Source organism: Streptomyces sp. NBC_01463, from assembly GCA_036227345.1.
GTDB lineage: Bacteria > Actinomycetota > Actinomycetes > Streptomycetales > Streptomycetaceae > Streptomyces.
Genome location: CP109468.1, coordinates 8125812 through 8151258 on the forward strand (window position 1 = coordinate 8125812; position 25447 = coordinate 8151258).

Below are 25447 nucleotides of genomic sequence, written 5' to 3' on the forward strand. Positions count from 1 at the left end.
CCCCGTGGCCGGCTCACGTCGCACCCCGTCGGTGGTTATTCCACGTTCCGCGCCAGAATGCCGAGGGTCGCGCGCAGGCCCGCCTCGGGGATGACGGGGAAGATGCCCGCGCCCCGGTATCGCTCCTCGATGGCGCTCCAGTCGTAGTACGAGGTCACCAGAGTGCCGCCCTCGTTCGGCTCCAGCCGGTAGCCGTAGAGGTGGCGAATGGGCGGCTGCACCTGGCCGGAGATGGTCCACTCGATGAGAGCGTCCTGCTCGAACCGGGTGATGATCACCGTGACGTCGTACTTGCCGAGGGGGAAGTCGTTCAGCGACTCACGGTCCATGTGCACGACGAACTCGTCACCGCTCCCGCGCACGGGGTCGCCCTCGGCCGACTGCAGCATGCCGGAGCTGTCGATCGCCACGTGTCCGGCGGGGTCGCACAGCACGGCGAAGATCCTCTCCGGGCTCGCAGTCATCTGACGTCGCACTTCGAAGCGCTCTATAGTCATGGACACACCCTCGCACGCACACGGAGCCGGCAGAGAAGCCATCGCCGCTCCTGCCTCCGTGTGTGCGGCGATCGCGTCCGCGCATGTGACCAGCGGTCGGGCAGCGCCCGTTTCCCGACGGGGAGCAGGGGTACGCGACGAGGACACTCGATCACGTAACCCACACCCCCGGCACTGACGTCCGGGGGTGAGCCGGAAGGAAGGTCATTCGCATGCTCAAGGCAATCGGAGACGTTTTCCGTTCAATCGGCAGTGCGGTCGCCACCTTGGTCAGTCTGCCGTTCCGCGCGCTCGGCCGTCTCTTCGGCGGAGCCTCGAGTACGGCGCACCGCCACGGCTGACGCCGGCGGAGCAGCGCGTCCGGGGCCGGCCGGGTTTCTGTCAGTTCACCGGATGGCCCGGCGTGATGCCGCGGCCGTCGGACATGGACAGCAGACGCGGAGCGTCGCCCGCGGGGTGCTGCACCACCTCGGGCGCGAGCAGGAACCCCACATGGTCGCCCCCTTCGACGCGGCTCTCGACACGGCCGACGAACCAGGCGGGCGCCCCGTCGATGACGGGCGCCCCGCCCGGGCCGCGGTGCCATGCGGTGCGAGCGAACTTGTCGGTGTGATCACCGGTCTCGCCGCCGAAGAGGCGGGCCAGGTGCTCCTGGTCATGGGCCAGCACATGGACCGCGAGCCGGTCGGCGCGGTCGGCGACCCGGTACGTCCGGTTGGCCCTCGAAAGCCACACCATGAACCGCGGCGGCCGGATCGAACACTGCGAACCGAAGCCGACCAGGCAGCCGGCCCGTTCCCCCGCCGCCTCGGCGGTCACGACATACAGCGGACAGTCGAGCGCGTCGGTGAACGCATTCAGTTCGGCCACGGTTCTCGGCTCCTCTCCCGGGGATCGGACGCTGGGGTCTCGTTCGCGGCCGCACGTGGCGCCGATGAGTCATGCCCTGACGGTGCAAGGTGCTGTTCATCCAGGTTTGACATCATTCGTACCGGGCTAGTCGAACTGTCGTGACGTCGTTCCGCCGATCCGGCGGGACCAGCGTCGCACCCACAGCGACATGATGGAGGGCAGCCGGATGACCGACAACGCAAGCAAACCGACGACCACCGATTCCGGAGCTCCGGTGGAGAGCGACGAACATTCGCTCACTGTCGGACCCGGGGGCCCGATCCTGCTCCAGGACGCCTATCTGATCGAGCAGATGGCCCAGTTCAACCGGGAGCGGATCCCGGAGCGCCAGCCGCACGCCAAGGGCAGCGGTGCCTTCGGGCATTTCGAGGTGACCGGTGACGTCAGCGCCTTCACCAAGGCCGCGGTGTTCCAGCCCGGTACCACGACCGATCTCGTGGCCCGCTTCTCCACCGTCGCGGGTGAGCGTGGCAGCCCGGACACCTGGCGTGACCCCCGGGGCTTCGCGGTGAAGTTCTACACCAGCGAGGGCAACTACGACATGGTGGGGAACAACACCCCCGTCTTCTTCATCAAGGATCCGATGAAGTTCCAGCACTTCATCCGGTCCCAGAAGCGCCGCGCGGACAGCAATCTGCGCGATCACGACATGCAGTGGGACTTCTGGACGCTCTCGCCCGAGTCGGCCCATCAGGTGACGTGGCTGATGGGTGACCGGGGCATTCCGCGCAGCTGGCGCCACATGAACGGCTACACCTCCCACACCTACATGTGGATCAACGCGCAGGGCGAGCGCTTCTGGGTGAAGTACCACTTCAAGACCGACCAGGGGATCGAGTACTTCACCCAGGACGAGGGCGACCAGATGGCCTCGGCGGACACGGATTACCACACCCGGGATCTGTTCGAGCACATCCGGGACGGCGCCTTCCCGAGCTGGACCCTGCACGTACAGGTCATGCCGTACGACGACGCCGCCGCGTACCGGTTCAACCCGTTCGACCTGACCAAGGTGTGGCCGCACAGCGACTATCCGCTGACCGAGGTCGGCCGGATGACGCTGGACCGCAACCCCACCGACAACCACGCGGAGATCGAGCAGGCGGCGTTCCAGCCGAACAACCTGGTCCCCGGCATCGGCCCCAGCCCGGACCGCATGCTGCTGGCCCGGCTCTTCTCGTACGCGGACGCGCACCGCTACCGCATCGGCGCCAACTACCAGCAGCTCCCCGTGAACGCGCCGGTCGCCCCCGTGCACACGTACTCGAAGGACGGGGCGATGGCGTACCGCAAGACGGCCGACCCCGTCTACGCGCCGAACTCCAAGGGCGGCCCCGCGGCCGACACCGCTCGCCACGGCACTCCGCCCAGCTGGTACGCCGACGGGGACATCACCCGGGCCGCGTACGTCTCCCACTCCGAGGACGACGACTGGGGCCAGGCCGGCACCCTGGTGCGTGAGGTCCTCGACGACGCGGCGCGGGAGCGCCTGGTGGACAACGTGGTGGGCCATCTCCTCAACGGGGTGACGGAGCCCGTGCTGCGGCGGGCCTTCGAGTACTGGTCCAACGTCGACAAGTCGATCGGTGAACGGATCGAGCAGGGGGTCCGCGCGAAGGCGGACGAGAAGGACCCCAAGGCCGCGCAGCAGAGCAACCCCGCACGACGGGACATGCAGGACAAGGCCTGACGGCAAGGGCCTGGCGCGCACATCCGCCGGGTTCCGGGCAGGGCTCCGGAACCCGGCGGATGTGCGCGCCGACTACGGTTGGTCCGCATGACACACACCGACACCGAGATCACCGCGGAGCTGGTCCGGGAGCTGCTGCGCGAACAGCACCCCGACCTCGCCGGCCTTCCTCTGACGCTCGGGGCGCGTGGCTGGGACAACCAGCTGTGGCGTCTGGGTGACGATCTCGCGGTCCGGTTGCCCTGGGCGACGCAGTCCGCCGACGAGCTGCTGCGGGTGGAGCACACCTGGCTGCCTGCCCTCGCCCCCGGCCTTCCGCTGGAGGTCCCGGCCTTCCGCTGGAGGTCCCGGTGCCGCAGCGGCTCGGTGAGCCGTCCGAGCGCTTCCCGCGGCCCTGGATCGTCACCACCTGGGTGCCGGGCGCGCCCGCCGACCGCGCTCCCGCCACGAAGGCCGCCGAGGCCGCGGATGCCCTGGCCGGATTCCTGACGGCGCTTCACCGGCCGGCCCCGGACACGGCGCCGGTCGGCCGGTTCGGCCGGGGCGGGTCGCTGGCCGACGGCTCCGAGGGAACCCTCAGGACGCTCGACGAGGCGGCCGGGCAGGGGCTGGTCCCCGACCCGGACGTCGTGCGCGCGGTCTGGGAGGACGCCGTGACCGCGCCCGAGTGGGAGGGGCCGGCGCTGTGGCTCCACGGCGATCTGCATCCGGCGAACATCCTCACCGCGGACGGCACCATCTGCGGGGTGATCGATTTCGGCGACCTCTGCGCGGGCGATCCCGCCTGCGACCTCGCCGCTCCCTGGGTGCTGCTGCCCGATGGCGCGATCGACCGATTCCACGCCGCCTACCGGCCGGCGGCCGACGCGGCGGCCCTGCGCCGCGCGCGCGGCTGGGCGGTGCGGACGGCTCTCAGCTGCATCCTCATCGGGGAGGCCGGCGTCCGGGGCCGGCCCGGCGGCAAGCCCAGCTGGGGTCCGCCGGGCCGGGCCGCGCTGCGGCGTCTCGTCGCCACGGCCCGCTGAGCGGACCCGGCCGGGAGGGCGGCCGGGCCCGCGGTCCTGCTCGTCAGGCGCGGCTGGTCAGGTAGCCGCCCATGGAGGTGAAGTACTCCGTCGCGGCCAGTTCCCGGCCGTCCTCGGTGCGCACGCGGGTGATGGCCAGGCCGTGGTTGCGGCCGGTGCGGGCGTCGGCGCCGGCGACGATCACCACGCCCTCGCCCTCGCGGTAGAAGATGCGGCCCGGCGTCCCGCCGTAGCGGCCCTGGGACACGACGGCGGCGAGGACCTCGAGACGCTTGCCCTTGTGGAAGGCGTAGGCGCTGGGGTACGGCTCGGACTGGGCGCGGACCAGGCGTTCGAGGTCCTGGGCCGGCCAGTTCCAGTCGATGCGGATGTCCTCGGCGGACCGCTTGTGGAAGAAGGTCGCCCGGGTGCGGTCCTGCTTGGTGAACTCGGTCTGCCCGGAGGCGATGAGGTCGAGTGCACCGGTGGTGACCGGGGCGATGAGGTCGACGGTCTTGTGGAAGAGGTCGGTGGCGGTGTCCGCCGGTCCGACCGGGACCGCTTCCTGCCGGACGATGTCACCGGCGTCGAGCTCGTCGTTCATCATGTGCGCCGTGACGCCCACTTCGCTCTCGCCGTTGATCAGCGCCCAGATCAGCGGGGAGAAGCCGGCGTACTTCGGCAGCAGCGAGTCGTGGATGTTCAGCGTGCCGCGGCGCGGGAGGGCGAAGATGCGCGGGGGGATCCAGGTCCGCCAGTTGTTCGCCACGATGATGTCCGGGTCGGCCTCCTTGAGGCGCTCGAACAGCTCGTCGTCGTCAGGGCGGTTGCGGATCAGAACCGGGACGTCGTGCTCCTCGGCGAGATCGGCGACCGAGTCGCTCCAGATCTTCTCGTACGCGTGGTCGCTCTTGGGATGTGTCACGACCAGCACCACGTCGTGCTCGGAGTCCAGGAGGGCTTGCAGGGTGCGGTGCCCCCAGGTCTGGTAACCGAACATGACGACCCGCATGGGGTTCCTCCTCAGCGTAGGAATGGAGCGACGCCCAGTAAAGCAAGGCTTACCTTATCGTGCAACGGGCGCACGATTTGCCCCAGTTGAACGGCATCGGGGCGAGGTATGTCCGGAACCCGCCTATCGACAGCGTCACAGGATTAGCTTAGGCTCACCTAAGTTCATCGGGACGCTCTGTCGGCGTGCCCGTCTTTCACACGTTCCCCACACCTGACAGGCGGCGTCCCCGCACGATGGGAGTGACATGTCACAGGTTCGTCCTGGCGACGCACCACCGGTCCACGACCTCATTGGTATCGGCTTCGGGCCGTCCAATGTGGCCATGGCGATCGCGATCAGCGAGCACAACGCACGAAGTGGCACCCAGGAGGCGGTCAGCGCTCACTTCTTCGAGCAGCAACCGCGCTTCGGCTGGCACCGGGGCATGCTCATCGACGACGCGACCATGCAGGTGTCCTTCCTCAAGGACCTGGTGACGCTCCGGAACCCGTCCAGCGAGTACAGCTTCCTCTGCTATCTGCAGAGCAAGGGGCGGTTGATCGACTTCATCAACCACAAGAACCTCTTCCCGCTCCGGGTCGAGTTCCACGAGTACTTCGAGTGGGCCGCGGCGCAGGTCGCGGACCTGGTCTCCTACGACCACGAAGTCGTCTCCGTCACACCCGTCGTCCACGACGGAACGGTGGAGTACCTGGACGTGACGGTCCGGTCGGGGGAGGGGCTCACGGTCCACCGCGCCCGCAACCTCGTCATCGGCACCGGCCTGCGCCCTCTCGTGCCGGAAGGCGTCGAGCGCGGCGACCGGGTCTGGCACAACTCCGAACTGCTGATGCGCGTCGGTGAACTGGACGGCACCTCGCCCTCCCGGTTCGTCGTCGTGGGTGCCGGGCAGAGCGCGGCCGAGAACGTCGCCTATCTGCACCGCCGCTTCCCCGACGCGGAGGTCTGCGCGGTCTTCTCCCGCTACGGCTACAGCCCCGCGGACGACAGCAGCTTCGCCAACAAGATCTTCGATCCCGGCGCGGTCGACGAGTACTTCGACGCCCCCGAGGGCGTCAAGCGCAAGCTGATGGAGTACCACGGCAACACCAACTACTCCGTGGTGGACATCGACCTGATCGACGACCTGTACCGGCAGATGTACCAGGAGAAGGTGCTCGGCACCGAGCGGCTGCGCTTCCTCAACGTCTCCCGGCTCGACGAGGTCAAGGAGACACCGGACAACGTCCGCGCCACCGTGAGATCCCTCGTCACCGGCGAGGAGACCTACCTGGACGCCGACGTCGTGGTGTTCGCCACCGGTTACAGCCCCGCCGACCCGCTCGGCCTGCTGGGCGAGGTCGGGGACAGCTGCCTGCGCGACGACCAGGGCCGCCTGCGGGTGGAGCGCGACTACCGGATCGCGACGGAGCCCGGACTGCGCTGCGGCATCTACCTCCAGGGGGGCACCGAGCACACCCACGGCATCACGTCGGCCCTGCTCTCCAACACCGCGATACGCGTCGGCGAGATCCTGGACTCGCTCCTCGGCCAGGGCGCCGGGACCGCTGCCGCCGAGGCCCGTCCGGTCGTCGGCGGAACCGGCAGCGCACCCCGCTAGCGCGGTCACCACCTGTTCGGACCGTCCTGCGGAGCGAACGGATCAAAGGGATAACGTACGTCGACATGAGCACGACTGCAGTGGAGCGCCCCATACCCCGGGGCACAACGAAGGCCCGCCGGCGGCGGGTTGTGGGCCTGGGGGTGCTTCTGCTGATCCTCCTGGTCGCGGGGGCCCTGTCGTTGGCGGTCGGGGCGCGTGCGCTGAGTCCCGCCGAGGTCTGGCACGGGCTGTTCGCCGCGCCGGAATCCGACCAGCGCCTCACCGAGATCAGGCTCATCGTGCAGACCGTGCGGGTGCCCAGGACGGTGCTCGCCGTGGTGGCGGGCATCGCCCTCGGGGTCGGCGGTTCCCTGATCCAGGGGTACACGCGCAACCCGATCGCGGACACCGGGCTGCTGGGTGTGAACGCCGGGGCCTCGTTCGCCGTGGTGTCGGTGATCGCCGTGTTCGGGCTCAGCGATCCGCTCCAGTACATCTGGTTCGCCTTCCTGGGTGCGGCGGTCGCCGGTGTCGTGGTGTTCGGGCTGGCGAGCATCGGCAGGGGCGCCGGCAATCCGCTGACGCTGGCTCTGGCCGGTCAGGGGGTCACGGTGTTCCTCGCGGCGATGACGACAGCGGTCGCGCTGTCGGACCAGAAGTCGCTGAACGCGCTGCGCTTCTGGAACGCGGGCTCCGTGGCCGGCGTCGGCTTCGATCTCATCTGGCCGATGACCGCGTTCGTCGCGGCCGGCCTGGTGCTTGCGCTGACCATGCTGCCCTCGCTCAACCTGCTCAATCTGGGCGACGACGTGGCGCGGGGCCTGGGCGTGAACATCGCGCGGAGCCGTACGATCGGCATCCTCGCGATCACGCTGCTGGCGGGGGCGGCGACCGCGGCGTGCGGCCCCATCGCGTTCCTCGGGCTCATGGTCGCGCACGTGGCCCGCTATCTGACCGGTCCCGACTATCGCTGGCTGGTGCCGTACGCGGGTCTGCTCGGCGCCGTCGTCCTGCTGGTCTGCGACATCGTGGGCCGACTGGTCGTGCGGCCGGGCGAGTTGGACGCGGGCGTCGTCGTCGCCCTGGTCGGTGCGCCGTTCTTCGCGGCTCTGGTGTGGCGTGGAAAGTTCAGGAGCGCATGAACGTGACGGAGACGAAGACCTCCCCGGTTCCGGGCGTCCGGCTCGGCCGGGTGTCGTTCGTGTGGCGGCCGTGGATGGTGCTGGTCACGCTGGTGCTGGCGGCGGCGGCCTTTCTGGTGTTCTGCCTGTCGATCGCGGTCGGGGACTTCCCCATCGGGCTCTCCCGGGTGTTCGCCACGCTCCTGGGCCGGGGCGAACAGGTCGACGAGTTCGTGATCATGGATCTGCGGATGCCGCGCGCGCTGGCCGGCCTCGTCGTGGGGATCGCGCTGGGTGTCTCCGGGGCGATCACCCAGTCAGTGGCGCGCAATCCGCTGGCCAGCCCGGACATCCTGGGGATCACCGGGGGTGCCGGCGCGGTCGCGGTGTTCTCGGTGACGGTCTCGGGCGGTACCGCGGCGACGGTCGTCAGCTCCATGGGACTGTCCGCCGCCGCACTCGCCGGCGGTCTCGGCACGGGACTGCTGGTCTACTTCCTGGCGTGGCGGCGCGGGATCGACGGCTTCCGGCTCATCCTCATCGGCATCTCGGTGAGCGCGGTGATGGAGGCGATCACCACCTGGCTGCTCGTCTCGGCCGACATCAGGGATGTGGCCCGGGCCCAGGCGTGGCTGGTCGGCTCGCTGGAGAACCGGTCGTCGGACGATGTCCGGGTGGCGGTCTGGTGCACGCTCGTGCTGCTGGCCGTCGTGGCCTGCGCCGCGTTCCAGTTCAAGCCGATGCACCTCGGCGACGAGGTCGCCGCGGGCCTGGGCGTCCGGCACACCCGGGTGCGGGCCGTCCTGCTGCTGTGCGCGGTCCTGCTCGCCGCGGTGGCGGTGAGCGCCGCTGGCCCCGTACCGTTCGTCGCGCTGGTCGCGCCACAGGTGGCGATGCGTCTGGCGAAGTGCCCCACACCGCCGATGGTGGCCTCGGGGCTGGTCGGCGCACTCCTGCTGACCGGCTCCGACCTGATCGCGCGCGCCGCACTGCCTGAGAGCCTTCCGGTCGGCGTCGTCACGGCGGCGATCGGCGGCCCGTTCCTCGTGTACCTGCTGGTACGGGCGAACCTCAGGCAGTCGGCATGACATTCGAATTGGACTACCCGGACAAAGGGGGGCCCGTGGCCGCTCACTTCACCACCACCGAGGTCGCGTCGGTGGACAAGGGCGCCGCACGACTGGCGGCCAGGGACGTCACGGTCGGCTACGGCGGCCGCACCGTCATCGAGGGCCTCGACGTCGAGATCCCGACGGGGGTGATCACCACCATCATCGGCCCCAACGGCTGCGGGAAGTCGACCCTGTTGCGCACCCTGACGCGCCTGCTCAAACCGGCCGGCGGCGCGGTCGTGCTGGACGGCGAGGACATCGCCGGACTGCGGACCAGGGATGTGGCGAAGAAGCTCGGCCTGTTGCCGCAGGCGCCCGTCGCACCGGAGGGCCTGACGGTGGCCGACCTGGTCGCCCGGGGCCGCCATCCGCACCAGAGCTGGCTGCGGCAGTGGTCGTCGGACGACGCCGACGTCGTGGCGAAGGCGCTGGCGATGACCGGGGTTTCCGAACTGGCCGACCGCCCCGTCGACTCGCTGTCGGGCGGACAGCGCCAGCGCGTGTGGATATCGATGACCCTGGCCCAGGGCACCGACCTGCTGCTGCTCGACGAGCCGACCACCTACCTGGACCTGGCGCACGCGATCGACGTGCTCGATCTGGTGGATGACCTGCACGAGTCGGGATGCACCGTCGTCATGGTGCTGCACGACCTCAATCTGGCCACGCGGTACAGCGACAACCTCGTCGTGATGCGGGACGGGGCGATCCTGGCGCAGGGGCACCCGCGCGACGTGATCACGGCCGATCTGCTGCACGAGGCGTTCGGGCTGCGGGCCATGGTGATCGACGACCCGGTCGGCGACCGGCCGCTCATCGTGCCGATCGGCCGGACGCACGTACAACTCAACTAGGTCTCGAACACGGGAATTACGCCAGTTAGGCTAGGCTGCCCTCATTCATTCGAGGTAAGGTTTGGCTGCCCTTACACAGGGGCCAGTGGACAGTGCGAACGCAAGGGAATCCGGATGCTCATCCATAGAACGATGCTCACGAAGCCCTGGCAGCGGGTGGCGGCGACGGTGTCCGCCGCGGCCCTCGGCATCGGCCTCCTGGCGGGATGCGGTTCCGACTCGAAGGACGAGACGGACAAGGCGAGCGACAAGGCCCCGGCCGCCGCCGGTGCGTTCCCGGTCACCGTGGAGCACGCGTTCGGATCCACGAAGATCACCAAGGCCCCCCAGCGGGTCGTCTCCGTCGGCTACACGGACGACCAGACCATCCTGGCGTTCGGCATCAAGCCGGTCGGCATGGTCGACCAGTACCCGAACCCCGAGGGCAAGACCCCCGACGTCAACACCCAGTGGCCCTGGGTGAAGGACAAGTGGGGGGACGCCCGCCCCGAGGTCATCATGAAGAACGGTGACTCCGGCCCCAACTACGAGAAGATCGCGGGCCTCCGCCCGGACCTGATCATCGCGGTCTACTCGGAGATCGACCAGGCCGCCTACGACAAGCTGTCGAAGATCGCCCCGACGGTTGGCCGCACCAAGGCGGAGAAGGAGCCCTTCAGCGCGCCCTGGCAGGACAACGCGCTGCACATCGCCAAGGCCCTCGGCAAGGAGAAGGAGGGCAAGGAGATGGTGAGCGGCATCCAGACCCAGCTGGACGCCGCCGCGAAGGCGCACCCCGAGTTCGCCAAGCAGACCGCCGTGGCGCTGTCCTGGTACGACAACTCCGTCGCGCCGTTCACCACCACCGACGTCCGTGGACGCCTGCTGACGGGCATCGGCTACAAGGGCGCCACCGAGATCGACAAGATCGCCGGCGGCAAGTTCTACACCAAGCTGTCACCCGAGCGCATGGACCTCGTCGACGTCGACCGCATCTTCGTCATCAACGACAAGGCCGACCAGGAAGCCCTGAAGAAGTCCAAGCTCTTCGCCAACCTCAAGGCGGTCAAGGAGGGACGCGTGTCGTACCTCCTCGACGGCGAGGGCCCGGCGGTCGGTGCCGCCATCTCGCAGGGCACGCTGCTGTCCATGCCGTACGCGATCGACGAGCTCGTCAAGTCGGCCGGCCAGTGAGGTCCGCGCCGTCCCGCCCCCTACCTGAACTGGCCCACGTGTGAGCACCACCGCGACCCGCATCCCCCCGGCGACCCTGCGTACGGCGACGGGGGGTGAGGCCACCCGATGGCTCGCGGCACACTGTCGCGAGGTGCCGTGGCTGAGTGCCGCGACCCTGTTCACCACGGTGGCCGGGGCGGCGCTCCAGGTACTCCCGGTGCTGTTGCTGGGCCAGGTGGTCGACGGGGTCGTGGACGGCGAGTCACGCGCGGTCCTGGTCAGGGTCGGAGTGCTGATGGTGGCCGCCGCCCTGCTCGGTGCGGCGGCCACCGCGGCCTCCACGTATCTGATCGGGCGGCTCGGCGCGGACCTGCTCGCCCGGCTGCGGGAGGGCGCGGTCCGCGCGGTGCTCGGCATGCCGAGCGCGCGCATCGAACAGGTCGGCCGGGGGGACGTGCTGTCCCGGGTGGGCGACGACGTGGCCGTGCTGTCCCGGGGCATCAGGTCGGCCATCCCCACGGTGTTCTCGGCCGGGGTGCTGGTCACCATCGCGACCGCGGGCATGTTCGGACTGGACTGGCGGCTCGGCCTGGCGGGAGCCGGCGCGCTGCCGGCGTACGCACTGGCCCTGCGCTGGTACCTTCCCCGCTCCGCGCCGCTGTACAAGAAGCAGCGGGCCGCCCAGGCCGACCGGGCACAGGCGTTGATCAGCGGTCTGAACGGGATCGAGACCGTCCGGGCCTACCGCCTCGAAGGGGCCTTCCGCGAGAAGGTCACGAGCGAGTCGTGGCGGGTGCGTGAACTCGGTATCGAGGTCTTCCGGTTCTTCGGCCGCTTCGTCGGCAGGGAGAACCGCGCCGAGTTCATCGGCCTGGTCCTGATCCTCCTGGTCGGCTACGCGCTGCTGGAGGGCGACGCGGCCACCCTCGGCGAGGTCTCGGCCGCCCCGCTGATGTTCCACCGGCTCTTCACCCCGCTCGGCGCCATCATGTTCACCTTCGACGAGGCACAGAAGTCGGGCGCCAGCCTGACCCGTCTGGTCGGGGTGCTGGCGGAGGACGCGGAGGACCGCCTGGTGGGCGATGCCACCGTGGCGGCGGCGGACGACGTGCCCTATCAAGTCACCGTCGAGGGGCTGACGTTCAGCTATCCCGACACCGAGGACCCGGTCCTGCGGGATGTCAGTCTGACGATTCCGGCCGGTGGTTCACTCGCTCTGGTCGGGGCGACCGGTGCGGGCAAGTCGACCCTGGCCGCACTGATCGCGGGCATCGGCACACCACAGGCCGGTTCGGTGCGCATCGGGCCGAACGACCTCGCCGGAATGGACGAGGCGGGGGCCCGGGCCCTGGTGAGCATCCTGACCCAGGAGACACACGTGTTCTCCGGCCCGCTCGCCGACGACCTGCGCCTCGCCGCGCCGGAGGCGACCGACGCCGATCTGGTCGCGGCGCTGCGCACGGTCGGCGCGGGAGCGTGGACCGACGCGCTGCCCGACGGGCTGGGAACCCTGGTCGGCGAGGGCGGCGAACGCCTGGACGTCACCAAGGTCGCCCAGATCGCGCTGGCCCGGCTGGTGCTGGCCCGTTCGCCCGTCGTGGTGCTGGACGAGTCGACGGCGGAGGCGGGCAGCGAGGGCGCCGCCGAGCTGGAGCGGGCCGTGCTGGCCGCCTGCGCGGGCCGCACCACGCTGTTCGTGGCGCACCGGCTGACCCAGGCGATGGCCGCGGACCGGATCGCCGTGCTGGACGCGGGGCGTGTGGTGGAACAGGGCACGCACGACGAGCTGGTGGCCCTGGGGGGCCGGTATGCGCGACTGTGGCAGGCTTGGCGCGAAGGTAGTTAGGTAAGCCTTAGTTAAACTGGCTTGGTCGCATATCTCGGACGGGAAGCGGAGTCTTCGATGTTGGAAACGGGCGCTCGCCTCGCACTGCTCTCTGCCGCGGGCCTGGCCGGTCTGCGCAGGCGCACCGGTGACTACGAGGACCGGACCCTCGCCGAGGCGTGCGCCATCGGCCTGTCCTACTGGGCGACCGGCCGGAGCCCCGACGGCATAGAACTCACCCCCGCCACCCTGTTCGCCGACGTGCTCGGCTGGGCCGACAACGGCGGCCGCGCACCCGCCGGCTGGGAGGCCGGCGCGGACGGCCGGACCATCGCCGTCCCCGAAGGCGTCCCGGCCGCCGATGCGCAGCGCGCCCTGGACGACCTCGCCGACTTCCCCGACCGGCCGCTCGGAACCATCGGCCCGTCCGGCGCCGCCGAACGCGTCGAGACGCTGGCCCGCTGGAACGACACCGAGGCCGGGCGGGAGCGCCCGACCGTCGTGGAGATGTTCCGCGAACAGGCGAGGACCCGGCCGGACGCCGTCGCGATCGTCGACGAACACCGGTCGCTGACCTACCGTCAGGCGGCCGAGCTCTCCGCCCAGTTGGCCCACCACCTGACCCGCGGCGGACTCGCCGCCGAGCAGGTCGTCGGCATCTCGCTGGGCCGCTCCGCCGACATGGTCATCGCCCTGCTCGGCGTGCTCCAGGCCGGCTGCGCGTTCGTCCCCCTCGACCCGCAGTGGCCCGCCGCGCGCCGTGCGGTCGTCGTCGAGGACGCCCGCGTCGTGCTCCAGCTCAACGCATCGGGCGAGAGCGCCCCGGGCGAACCGGACGCCGTGGCCGTCGACCTCGGCGACTGGCGGTTCGCCGCCGAGCCCGCCGAGGCCCCCGAGGTCGTCGTGCCCGGCCCCGCCCTGGCGTACGTGATCTTCACCTCCGGCTCGACCGGCCGCCCCAAGGGCGCGATGATCCGTCACGAGGCCATCAGCGAACGCCTGTTGTGGCAGTCCCGCGAGATCCTCGGCTTCGGTCACGACGACGCGTCACTGTTCAAGGCACCGCTGTCCTTCGACATCTCCATCAACGAGATCTTCCTGCCCCTGGTCTGCGGCGGCCGGCTGGTGGTCCTGCGGCCCGGCGGCGAACGCGACCCGCACCACCTGCTGAGCGTGATAGCCGGGCAGCGCGTCACCTTCACCTACCTGGTGTCGTCCATGCTGGACGTCCTGCTGGAGATCGCGGGGGAGTCCGGGCGGCTGGACAGCCTGCGGCACGTGTGGTGCGGCGGCGAGGTCCTGACCCCCGAGCTCTACGAGCGCTTCCGCACCCGCCTCGACATCCCCATGTACCACGGCTACGGCCCCGCCGAGACGACGATCGGCGTCTCGCACGTCATCTACCGGGGCGCCGCCGAACGCCTGTCGACCTCGATCGGCAAGGCCAACCCCAACACCCAGCTGTACGTCCTGGACGACGAGCTGCGCCCGGTCCCGGTCGGGGTCGGCGGCGAGCTGTACGTGGGCGGCTTCCTGCTGGGACGCGGCTACGTCAACGCGGCCGGCCTCACCGCCTCCCGGTTTGTGGCGAACCCCTTCGCCGCCGACGGCTCCCGGCTCTACCGCACCGGCGACCTGGCCCGGTTCGCCCCGGACGGCTCGCTGGACTTTCTCGGCCGGGCCGACAACCAGATCAAGATCCGCGGCATGCGCCTGGAGATCGAGGACGTCGAGGCGGGTCTGGCCGAGCACCCCGGCGTACGGCACAGCTGTGTCGTCGCGAAGAAGAACTCGGCCGGGGGCACCTACCTCGTCGGCTACGTGATCCCCGCCGCCGGGAGCGGGGAACTGCGCGCGGACGACGTCAGGGCCTGGGCCGGCGCGCACATGGTGGAGTACATGGTGCCCGCCCACACCGTCGTGATGAAGGAGTTCCCGCTCACCGCGAACGGCAAGATCGACCGGGCCGCGCTGCCGGAGCCGGTGCTCTCGGCCGGGCCCGTCGTCGCCCCCACCACCGACGACGAGCGCGTGGTCTGCGCGGCCGTCGCCGCGGTGCTCCGCGTGGACGAGGTGGGTGTCGACCAGGACTTCTTCCGGCTCGGCGGAGACAGCATCCTGGCGATCTCCCTGCTGAGCGCGTTGCGCGAGGCCGGCCTCTATGTCACGGCCCGCCAGATCTTCACCCACAGCGTCCTGGGCGCCCTCGCGGCGGTCGCGAGCCGCGATGACGTGGCACCGGTCGAGGACGACGACGTGGCGACCGGATCGGTCGTCGGCTCGCCCATCGTGCAGTGGCTCGGCGGAACCACGGACGCCGTCGACGGCTTCGTGCAGTCCGTGGTCCTGAACACCCCGGCGGAACTCACCGCCGGCACCCTGGACCGGATGCTCACCGCGCTGGTCGCGCGGCACGACATGCTGCGCGCCAGGCTCGTGCGCGGCGACCGCTGGGGCTTCGACATCCCCGAGGCGGACGGCGCCGTCGCCCGGTGGCAGGAGAGTGACCTGCCGCTCGACGCATGCGTCGAGCTCGCCACCGAGGCGCTCGACCCGGACAACGGCGTGATGCTGCGCGCCGTCTGGCGCAGCGAGGCACGCCAACTGGTCCTGGTCGTCCACCACGTGGTGGTCGACGGGGTGTCCTGGCGCGTCCTGATGGACGACCTGGCCACGGCCTGGCGGCAGTGCACCGCCGGCGCACCGGTCGAACTGCCCCCGGTGGGCACGTCGTTCCGGCGCTGGACGGAACTTCTCGGGCGCGCCGGATTCGACGCGGACCGCTCCTACTTCGGACGAACCCTGCCCGGAGCGGACGGGCCGGTGGGCCGCCGCCCGCTGTCCGCATCCGACACCGTCGCCAAGGAACGGGAGCGCACCCTCTCGGTCGGCCCCGAGATCACCGCTGCGCTGCTGGGCGAGATCCCCGCGAAGTTCCACGCGGGCGTCAACGACGTGCTGCTCACCGCGCTCGCCGTCGCCCTCGCGCGCTGGCGGCGCGACCTCGGCCAGGACCAGACGTTCGCGCACATCGAGCTGGAGGGCCACGGCCGCGAAGGACGCTTCGTGGCGGACGCCGCCGGCTTCGAGCCCGAACTGTCCCGTACGGTCGGCTGGTTCACCACCCTCTTCCCGGTGACCGTCGACCCCGGACCGGCGGCCGACCTCACCTCGCCCGCATACCTGGCCGCCGCGCTCAAGGCCGTCAAGGAGGACCTCTCCCGGGTCCCCAGCAACGGTCTCTCCTACGGCGCGCTGCGCCACCTCGCCGACACCCGCTTCGACGCGCCCGCACCCCAGGTGCTCTTCAACTACCTGGGCCGCTTCGACTCGGGCACCTCGGCGGACTGGCAGCCCGCGGGCGCCACCGGGCAGCTGGGCGAGAAGCGCGACCCGAGGATGCGCCTGCCGCGCGCCCTGGAGTTCAACCTCATCGCCGAACCCGCGGCGGCCGGCACCTACGAACTGGTCACCACCATCTCGTGGCCCGACGGCATGTTCACCGAAGCCGACATCACGGTGATCGGCGGGTACCTGCAAGGAGCGCTGGCCGGACTGGCCGCGCTCGACGAGGGCGGCCACTCGCCCAGCGACTTCCCCCTGGTGCCGCTCACCCAGGACGACGTCGACACGCTGGACGGCCCCGGACTGCGGGACATCCTGCCCCTCACCCCTTTGCAGGAGGGCCTGTACTTCCACTCGGTCTTCGACGACGAATCGGCGGGCAGCTACGTCGAGCAGCAGCTGCTGACCCTCGACGGCGAGGCGGACCCGGGCCGGCTCGCCGCGGCGGCGACCCGGCTGCTCGCCCTCTACCCGAACCTGGCCGCCCGTTTCGTGGCGCTCGCCGACGGCCGGGTGGTCTCCGTGCTGGAGAGCGGTGCCGAGGCCCCGTTCACCGTCCTGGACCGCCCCGGCATCACCGACGAGGAGATCCGCGCGTACGCCGAGCGCGACCGCCGCGCCGGATTCGACCTGGCCACCGGACCGCTGATGCGGTACACGCTCGTCCGCGGGGGCGACGGCCGCGACGTGCTGGTGCAGACCGTGCACCACATCATCGCCGACGGCTGGTCGGTGCCGCCGATGCTCCGCACCCTGCTGGCCGAGTACCACCGGCCGGGCACCGGATACCGCCTCGGCGGGTTCGCCGACTACGTGCACTGGCTCGCCGGCCGCGACGACGCCGAGAGCGACCGCGTGTGGAGCGATGAGCTCGCCGGACTGCCCGGCCCGTCGCTGGTCGCGGAGGGACACACCCCGTCCGACCGGTTCGCCGACACCATCGTGGAGCCGGCCGACGACATCGACACGGCCGTACGGTCGGCCGGTGTGCCCCTGAGCGTGGCCGTGCACAGCGCCTGGGCGGTGACGCTCGGCGGCATCCTGCACGGCGACGACGTCGTGTTCGGCTCCACCGTGTCCGGCCGCGACGCGGACGTCCCCGGCATCGCGGACATGGTGGGTCTGTTCATCAACACGATCCCCGTACGCGCCCGTTGGGCGGCCACCACCACCGCGGCCGGACTGCTGGCCTCGGTACGGGAGCACCAGAGCGCGGTGCTGCCCCACCAGCACGTCTCGCTGGCGAGGATCGGCCGGCAGACGGGCGTCGACGCCCGGTTCGACACCCTGGTGGTCTTCGACGTCGCGACCGACGTGGCCGCGCTGCGCGGGCGCGACGACGAACTGGCCGTCACCGGCATCGTCAACGAGGGCGCCCCGCACTACCCGCTGACACTGGTGGTGGAGCGCGCCCCCGACGGCCGCCCGCGCTTCAACCTGATCTACGACGGCGAGCTGCTGCGGGAGCCGAGCGCGGAGGCGATCCTGCACACCTTCACCCGCACCCTCACCGCACTGCTCACCCGGCCGGACGCCCTCGTCGGGGAACTGGCCGCCGAGCAGGAACGGCGCCCCGAGGCCTTCGCACCGACGACCCTGGGCGCACTGTTCGACGCCGCCGCCGGCCGTGCCCCGGCAGCGGCCGCCGTCACCCAGTGCGGACTCGACGGCGGCACCAGGTCCCTGACCTACGGCGAACTGGCCGCGGCCAAGGACGAACTGGCCGCGCTCCTGCGGTCAGCCGGTGTCGGACCCGGCCGGCGTGTCGCCGTCGCCGTCCCGCGTTCGCTGGAGCAGGTCTCCGCCCTCGTCGCCATCGTCACCGCGGGCGGCGCCTACGTACCACTGGACCTGGCGTACCCCGACGACCGTCTTGAGTACATCCTCACCGACGCCGCCCCGCAGGTCGTGCTCGTGAGCCGTGAGCAGAAGGACCGCTTCACCGGGCTCCTGAGCCGGGCGGGAGTGCGGGCCCGGGTGCTCGTGCTCGGCGAGGAACTGCCGCGGGCGGACGAGCGGGCGCCGGACACCGCCCACCCCGGGGCCCGCCCGCACGATCCCGCGTACGTCATCTACACATCCGGATCCACCGGACGCCCCAAGGGCGTCGTCGTCCCGCACTCCGCCGTGGTGACCCTGCTGGCCAACACCCGGCCCGCCATGGGGTTCGGCCCCGACGACGTGTGGGTCCAGTTCCACTCGTACTCCTTCGACTTCGCCGTCTGGGAGCTGTGGGGCGCGCTGGTCCACGGCGCCGAACTGCTGGTGCCCGACTACGGACTGACCCGGTCCCCGGTCGACTTCCACCGGCTGGTCCGCGAGCGCGGGGTGACCGTCCTCAACCAGACACCTTCGGCGTTCTACCAGTTCATCGAGGCCGACCGGCACGCCGGTGAACCGGCCACCGCGCTGCGCCGGATCATTTTCGGCGGCGAGGCGCTCGATCCCGTGCGGCTGCGCGGCTGGGTCGAGCGGTACGGCACCGCATCGCCCGAGCTGGTCAACATGTACGGCATCACCGAGACCACCGTCCACGTCACCCACCGGGTGCTCACCGACGTGGACTTCGGCGCCGACGCCGACGTCAGCCCGATCGGCGGCCCGGTCCCCGGTCTCGACACCTATCTCCTGGACGACCGGCTGCGGCCGGTGCCGCCCGGCCGGGTCGGCGCCATCTACGTCGCGGGCGACCAGCTGTCGCTCGGCTACCTCGGCAGGCCGGGCCTCACCGCCGGCCGGTTCGTCGCGAACCCGTTCGCGGACGACGGCTCCCGGATGTACCACACGGGCGATCTCGCCCGCCGTACGCTCGACGGTGAGCTGGAGTTCGCCGGCCGCGCCGACGACCAGGTCCAGCTCAAGGGATTCCGCATCGAGCTCGGTGAGGTGGAGTCCGCGATCAGGGAACTCGACGGCGTCGTAGACGTGGCCGTCACCGCGGCGGACAGCGGGGACCACCTGATCGCACACGTCGTGGGCCGGGTGCCCGAGGACCTCACCGGACTCCTGGCCGCGAAGCTGCCCGTGCACATGGTGCCGGGGCAGGTGCGGGGCGTCGACGCGCTGCCGCTGACGGTCAACGGCAAGCTGGACCGCAAGGCGCTGACCGAGCATGCCGCGCACGACGTCGTCCCGGTGGCCGCGACCGGCTCCGCGCTCGACGCGCTGACCGGTATCTTCGCCGCCACGCTGCCCGGCTCCGACGCGGACGCCGACACCGACTTCTTCATGGCCGGCGGCGACAGCATCCTCGCCATCACCGTCATCAACCGGGCCAGGGCGCTCGGTCTGTCGATCGCGCCGCGGGACGTCTTCCTGTTCAAGACCCCGCGCGCACTCGCCGCGCAGGTGGAGACACGGACGCCGCGGGCCGCCGCACCCGGGCCCGTCCGCCCCGAGGACGGTCCGCTGATCCCGACGCCGATCATGCTGCGCCGGCGCGAACTGGGCGGATCGCTCGCCCGGTTCGCCCAGGCCAGGGCGTGGGTGGTGCCCGACGACGCCGGGTTCGCCGACATCGAACGCGCCGCGAACGCCGTCGTGGCCGCGCACCCGGTCCTCCGGCTGAGGCTGGACGTCCAGCACGGCGTCTGGGCCCTGCGCACCGGACCCCGCCGCGAGGTCACCGTCGTCCCCGCGGACCCGGCCGACGCGGCGGCCGCGGCGAACGACGCCGCCGGGCGCCTCGATCCCGAGGCCGGCGACGTCATCGCGTTCAGCTGGCTGGCGGCGAGCCGCACCCTGGTGGTCACCGTCCACCACCTCGCCGTCGACGCGGTGTCCTGGCTGGTCCTGCTCGACGACCTGGCCACCGCAATCGCCGGCACGCCCCTGCCGCCGCCGACCACGTCCTACGCCGAGTACGCCGAGGCACTGAGCGCCCGGTCCGCCGGGACGGCCGAGGGCCTGGGGGACTGGCTCACGACCCTCGGGGCCCCCGCGCTGCTGCCCGCCGTCGGGAGCCTGCGCGAGACCATCGTGGTGCTCCCGCCCGAGGTGAGCGACCGGGTGACCCGTACCGCACCCGCCGTACTCGGCGTCGGCCTCACCGAATTGCTGTGCGGAGCGCTCCGCACCGCGCTGACCCACGTCCAGCCGGCCCCCACCGACCTCGCGATCGAGCTGGAGCGGCACGGCCGCGTCCCGGCACGCGAACACCACGACTACACCCGAACCGTCGGCTGGTTCACCGCCATCGCGCCCGTCCGGCTCACGGCGCACACCGACCCGGTCGAGGCCGCCCGCGAACTGGCCGCACGCCAGCCGGACGAGGACGGACACCTCGCCTACGGCGGGCTCCGCTACCTCAACCCGCAGACGGCCCCGCTGCTCACCGCCCGCCCCCAGGTGCTGTTCAACTACCTCGGCCGGGGCGGCGAGTCCCAGGCACCGCGGATCACCGGCGCAGACGAGGGCAGCCCGTACGCCGTCGAGGTCAACGCGTGGACCGACGAGGCCACCGGCAGCCTGCACGCGGCCTTCACCCTCGCCGACGGCATCGGTGACGAGCTGGCGGGGCACTGGCTCGGCGCCCTGGAACACATCGCCGACGCCGCCACGACGGCCGAGCGCACCGCACCGGTCACCCCCCTCCAGCGCGGCCTGTACTTCCAGGCCCAGCTGGCGGGCACGGCCGGACACTACGTCGCGCAGAGCTACTTCGCCTTCGACCGGCGCCTGGACACCGACGCGCTCGCCGACGCGATGGCGTACGTCATCGCCCGGCACCCGGTCGTCGGCGCCGGCTTCGCCACCGACGACCGCGGAAACCCGGTCCAGGTCCTCAAGGCGGGCCGGCGGGTCGGCGTCCGCACCGTCCACCTGGAAACGGAGGCGGAGGCCGACGCCCTGCGCGCCAGGGACCGCGACACCGGATTCGACCCCGGTGAGCCGCCCCTGATCAGGCTGACCGTGGTGCGGCTGCCCGACGGCCGGGACAGGCTGCTGCTGAGCTACCACCTGCTGCTGTGGGACGGCTGGTCCCGCGAGATCCTGCTGCGCGACCTGTTCGACGCCTACCGGGCGGTCGTCGCCGGCGAGACCCTCGACGCGACCCCGCTCACCCCGGGCTTCGAGGACTACGCCCGGACGCTCGCCGCCAGGGACTCCGCCGTGTCGGAACGCTTCTGGGCGGAGCACCTGGACGGACTGACCGGCCCGACGCTGCTCGCCGGACCGCAGCCGGCCGTCTCGGACGACCTGCCGCGCGCCCTCGTCCACACGATGTCCGCCGAACTGTCCGACCTGCTGCGCGAAGCGGCCCGGGTGCACGGCGTCACACTGAACTCGGTGCTGACCGGGGCCTTCGGCCTCCTGCTCGGCGCGCACACGGGCCGCAGCGACGCGGTGTTCGGCGTGACCGTCTCGGGCCGGGAGGGCGAAGGGCTGTCCGGCATCGTCGGCGTGCTGCTCAACACCGTGCCCATGTGGACGCGGGCCCGGCCTGAACACACGGTCCGGGAGTACCTGACGGCCGTCCAGACGGCCCGCGTCGACGCGATGGAGCACGAGCACCTCGGGCTCGGCGAGATCCAGCGGGCCAGCGGCCACGACAGCCTGTTCGACAACCTGTTCGTGCTCCAGAACTTCCTGGACATGGACGCGTTCGCCGCCATGAACAGCAGGCACGGCATCACCTCGGTGAAGTCCGACGACTCGACCCACTACCCGTTCACCTGGGTCGTCACGCCCGGCGACCGGCTCACGGTCAAGCTGGAACACCGCGACGACGACCCCGCGGGCGCCCGCCGGCTCCTCGACGACTATCTGCGCGTCCTGGAGGACCTGGCCAGGTCGACCGGCCCGCTCGCGGCCCTTCCGGGGCCGGGCCCCAGGCCCGAGCCGGGCGTGCGGACGGAAATCGGCACGGACACCGTCGTCGACCGCTTCGACACGGCGGCCGACCGCGACCCGCAGCGGACCGCCCTCGTCGCCCAGGGCTCGGTCATGACCTTCGCCGGACTCCAGGAGCGCAGCCGCGCGGTGGCGGGCGTGCTCGCCCGGCGCGGCATCGGACCCGAGACGACCGTGGGTCTCGCGATCCCGCGCTCCCTCGACTCCATCGTGGCGCTGTTCGCCGTGCTGCGCGTCGGCGCCGCGTACGTGCCGCTGGAGCTGGACCACCCGGACGAGCGGATCGCCGCGATCGTGGACGCCGCCCGCCCCGACGTGATCCTCACCGTGAGCGCCGTGTCGCCGCGGCTCACCGGCGACCTGATCGAACTCGACCGCCCGCTGCCCGAGGCGGAGCCGTACACCACGTTCGCACCGGACGACCCGGACCGGCTGCGCCATCCCGCGTACACGATCTTCACCTCCGGCTCGACCGGGAAGCCCAAGGGCGTGGTGACCGAGTACGCCGGGCTGACCAACATGCTGATCAACCACCAGCGCCGGATCTTCGAGCCGGTCCTCGCCGACCACGGCCACCGGGTCTTCCGGATCGCCCACACCGTGTCGTTCGCCTTCGACATGTCGTGGGAGGAACTGCTCTGGCTCGCCGACGGCCACGAGGTGCACATCTGCGACGAGGAACTGCGCCGGGACGCGCCCCGGCTGGTCGCGTACTGCCTGGAGCACGGGATCGACGTCGTCAACGTGACGCCGACCTACGCCCAGCAACTGGTGGCGGAAGGACTGCTCGACGACCCCGCACGGCGGCCCGCACTGGTGCTGCTGGGCGGCGAGGCCGTCACCCCGGCGCTGTGGCAGCGGCTCGCGGAGACCGAGGGCACGGCCGGGTACAACCTGTACGGACCCACCGAGTACACCATCAACACGCTCGGCGTCGGCACCTTCGAATGCCAGGACCCGGTGGTGGGCGTCGCGATCGACAACACCGAGGTGTACGTCCTGGACCCGTGGCTGCGGCCCCTGCCGGACGGGGTCCCGGGCGAGCTGTACGTATCGGGCGTCGGCATCGCGCGCGGCTACCTCGGACAGCCCGCCCAGACGGCGCACCGGTTCGTCGCGTGCCCGTTCGGCGGACCCGGCGAGCGCATGTACCGCACCGGCGACCTGGTGGTCAGGCGGCCCGACGGCAACCTGATGTACCTCGGCCGCACCGACCAGCAGGTGAAGATCCGCGGCCACCGGGTCGAACCGGGCGAGGTCGAGGCCGCGTTCGCGGCCCACCCGGCGGTGCGGTTCGCCGCCGCCGTCGCCCAGCCCGACCCGCAGGTCGACGGGGCGTACCGGCTGGCCGCCTACCTGGTGCTGGACGGATCGTCCGACCTGGCGGCCGTCGCCGCCGAGGTGGGAGCCGCGCTCCCCGACTTCCTGCGCCCGACGCACTACGCCGAGGTCGCCGGCATCCCGCTCACCGTGAACGGGAAGGCTGACACCAAGGCGCTGCCGGAGGCCAGGCCGCTAGGCGTGCTGACCACCGGGACGGAGCGCGCGCCGGAGACCGAAACCGAGATCACGGTGTGCGAGTTCTTCGCCGAAGCACTGGACCTGGACGACGACGAGGTGAGCGCGGTGAGTGATTTCGTGTCCCTCGGCGGACACTCCATGGTGGCGGTGCGTCTGATCGGGCTGCTCCGCCGGGAGTACGGTCCGGTGATCACGATCCGTGACCTGCTCACCCTGCGAACCCCCGAAGCGATTGCCGGTCACCTCGATGAAAACTCCTGACACCCAGCCGCCCCGCCGGGGCGCCGCCATCCTGCGGACCGCGCTGCGCCGCAACGTCGGCGCGATGGTCTGGGGCACCGTCCTCATGGGCCTGTACCAGGCGGGCGAGACCTCGTTCCCGATCGCGCTCGGCCTGATCGTCGAGTACACGCTGCAGGACCGGAGCCCCGGTTCGCTGGGGCTCGCGATCGGCGCGCTGGCGGTGATCATCACCACCGTGTCGCTGTCGTGGCGGTTCGGGATGCGGGTGCTGCAGAAGGCCAACACGACCGAGGCGCACCGCTGGCGGGTGCAGGTCGCGGAGTGCGGACTCCAGCCCGTGGACCGGGACGTCGATCTGAAGTCGGGCGAGGTGCTGACCATCGCCACCGAGGACGCCGACTCGACCGCGGACATCATCGAGGTGGTCCCGCTGCTGATCAGCTCGCTGGTCGCGGTGCTGGTCGCGGCGGTCGCGCTGGGCCTGGCGGACATCCGGCTGGGGCTGCTGGTGATCGTCGGAACCGTCGTGATCCTGTCGATCCTGAGCGTGATGTCCAAGCGGATCGGCGCCAGTACCCAGGAGCAGCAGGCCCGCGTGGCCCGGGCGGGCGCCAAGGTCGCCGACCTGATCTCCGGCCTGCGCCCGTTGCACGGCTTCGGCGGGAACCACGCGGCGTTCGTGTCCTACCGCAAGGTCAGCACGGAGGCGAAGCAGCAGGCGGTCACCGTCGCCCGGGTGAACGGTGTGTACGCCGGCGCCGCACTGGCCCTGAACGCGGTCCTCGCCGCCGCCGTGACGCTGACCGCGGGCTGGCTGGCCTTCGACGGCCAGATCTCCATCGGCGCCCTCGTGATGGCCGTGGGGCTCGCGCAGTTCATCATGGAACCGCTCAAGATGTTCTCGGAGATGCCGAAGTACGTGATGATGGCGCGCGCGTCGGCCGAGCGGATGGCGCTGGTCCTCGCGGCGCCGCCGGTGACGACGCCCGGACCGGAACGCCCGTCGGCGGGCGGGGACCTGGAGATCGACGGTGTCCGGTACGGGGCGCTGGCCGGGCTCAAGATGCGGGTCGCAGCAGGGGAGTTCGTGGCGGTCGCGGCCTACCAGCCGCGTGCGGCGGCCGACTTCGCGTCGATCCTCGCGGTGAACGTCCCGCCGGACGACTACGAGGGCGCGGTACGGATCGGCGGGCAGGAGCTCGCCGGGCTGTCGGTCGAGGCGGTCCGCGAGCTCATGCTGGTGAACCCGTACGACGCGGAGATCTTCGCCGGCACCCTCCGTACGAACATCGACCCGTCCGGGACCAGCCGGATGCTTCCGGAGGCCGTCGAGGCGTCCATGCTGACCGATGTCGTCGCCCTGCACCGCGAAGGGCTCGACCACGGCGTCCGCGACCGCGGGGCCAACCTGTCGGGCGGGCAGCGTCAACGGCTCTCCCTGGCCCGCGCCCTGGCCGCCGACTCCGACGTCCTGGTGCTGCACGACCCGACCACGGCCGTCGACGCGGTCACCGAGCAGCTCATCGCGCGCAACATCGCGAAGGTGCGCCGGGGCCGGACCACCGTGGTGTTCACCAGCAGCCCGGCCGTCCTGGACGCGGCCGACCGGGTCCTCGTCCTGGCCGACGGGGTCATCGCGGCCGAGGACACCCATCGCAACCTGCTGGCCACCGACGAGGCGTACTGCCTCGCGGTGGCCCGCTGACCGCCCCGACGCC

General features: G+C 71.3%; 13 protein-coding genes and 1 pseudogene. 11 read left to right on the forward strand and 3 right to left on the reverse strand.

From position 1 onward, the window contains the following. Positions 1 to 35: 35 nt before the first annotated feature. Positions 36 to 464 (reverse strand): polyketide cyclase, encoded by a 429-nt coding sequence (locus tag OG521_35665; GenBank protein WUW25815.1) that lies wholly within the window; start codon positions 462 to 464, stop codon positions 36 to 38. Between the two features lie 245 nt (positions 465 to 709). On the opposite strand from OG521_35665, the gene OG521_35670 reads away from it, so the two are divergent. Beyond that, complete coding sequence (locus OG521_35670; protein WUW25816.1) at positions 710 to 838, forward strand: LPFR motif small protein; 129 nt, start codon at positions 710 to 712, stop codon at positions 836 to 838. A 40-nt stretch (positions 839 to 878) separates the two neighbouring features. Here OG521_35670 and OG521_35675 read toward each other — a convergent pair whose 3' ends face one another. Further along, complete coding sequence (locus OG521_35675) at positions 879 to 1367, reverse strand: flavin reductase family protein (protein WUW25817.1); 489 nt, start codon at positions 1365 to 1367, stop codon at positions 879 to 881. Between the two features lie 208 nt (positions 1368 to 1575). On the opposite strand from OG521_35675, the gene OG521_35680 reads away from it, so the two are divergent. Next, on the forward strand, positions 1576 to 3099 hold the full coding sequence (locus OG521_35680; protein WUW25818.1) for a catalase: 1524 nt from the start codon (positions 1576 to 1578) through the stop codon (positions 3097 to 3099). A gap of 87 nt (positions 3100 to 3186) precedes the next feature. Then, positions 3187 to 4124 (forward strand): annotated as a pseudogene (locus tag OG521_35685) (aminoglycoside phosphotransferase family protein). 43 nt (positions 4125 to 4167) lie between these two features. Here the strand turns inward: OG521_35685 and OG521_35690 are convergent. Further along, positions 4168 to 5115, reverse strand: a complete 948-nt coding sequence (locus OG521_35690) for a methionyl-tRNA formyltransferase (protein ID WUW25819.1) — start codon at positions 5113 to 5115, stop codon at positions 4168 to 4170. Positions 5116 to 5362: 247 nt separating this feature from the next. On the opposite strand from OG521_35690, the gene OG521_35695 reads away from it, so the two are divergent. The 8 genes from OG521_35695 (at position 5363) to OG521_35730 (ending at position 25434) form a co-directional block, all read left to right on the forward strand. Continuing rightward, positions 5363 to 6718 (forward strand): lysine N(6)-hydroxylase/L-ornithine N(5)-oxygenase family protein, encoded by a 1356-nt coding sequence (locus OG521_35695; protein ID WUW25820.1) that lies wholly within the window; start codon positions 5363 to 5365, stop codon positions 6716 to 6718. Positions 6719 to 6783: 65 nt separating this feature from the next. Next, on the forward strand, positions 6784 to 7842 hold the full coding sequence (locus OG521_35700) for an iron ABC transporter permease (GenBank protein ID WUW25821.1): 1059 nt from the start codon (positions 6784 to 6786) through the stop codon (positions 7840 to 7842). Continuing rightward, complete coding sequence (locus OG521_35705) at positions 7839 to 8909, forward strand: iron ABC transporter permease (GenBank protein WUW25822.1); 1071 nt, start codon at positions 7839 to 7841, stop codon at positions 8907 to 8909. Before OG521_35700 ends, OG521_35705 begins: the two co-directional genes overlap by 4 nt. A gap of 35 nt (positions 8910 to 8944) precedes the next feature. Next, positions 8945 to 9787 carry an ABC transporter ATP-binding protein gene (locus OG521_35710; protein ID WUW25823.1) on the forward strand — a complete coding sequence of 281 codons (843 nt, stop codon included), beginning with the start codon at positions 8945 to 8947 and terminating at the stop codon, positions 9785 to 9787. Between the two features lie 114 nt (positions 9788 to 9901). Continuing rightward, positions 9902 to 10960, forward strand: a complete 1059-nt coding sequence (locus OG521_35715; GenBank protein WUW25824.1) for an iron-siderophore ABC transporter substrate-binding protein — start codon at positions 9902 to 9904, stop codon at positions 10958 to 10960. A 40-nt stretch (positions 10961 to 11000) separates the two neighbouring features. Further along, the gene (locus OG521_35720; GenBank protein ID WUW25825.1) at positions 11001 to 12788 is read left to right on the forward strand and encodes an ABC transporter ATP-binding protein/permease; all 1788 of its coding nucleotides are present in this window, start codon (positions 11001 to 11003) and stop codon (positions 12786 to 12788) included. A gap of 57 nt (positions 12789 to 12845) precedes the next feature. Further along, on the forward strand, positions 12846 to 23747 hold the full coding sequence (locus tag OG521_35725) for an amino acid adenylation domain-containing protein (GenBank protein ID WUW25826.1): 10902 nt from the start codon (positions 12846 to 12848) through the stop codon (positions 23745 to 23747). Next, complete coding sequence (locus tag OG521_35730) at positions 23734 to 25434, forward strand: ABC transporter ATP-binding protein/permease (GenBank protein WUW25827.1); 1701 nt, start codon at positions 23734 to 23736, stop codon at positions 25432 to 25434. Before OG521_35725 ends, OG521_35730 begins: the two co-directional genes overlap by 14 nt. Positions 25435 to 25447: the final 13 nt, after the last annotated feature.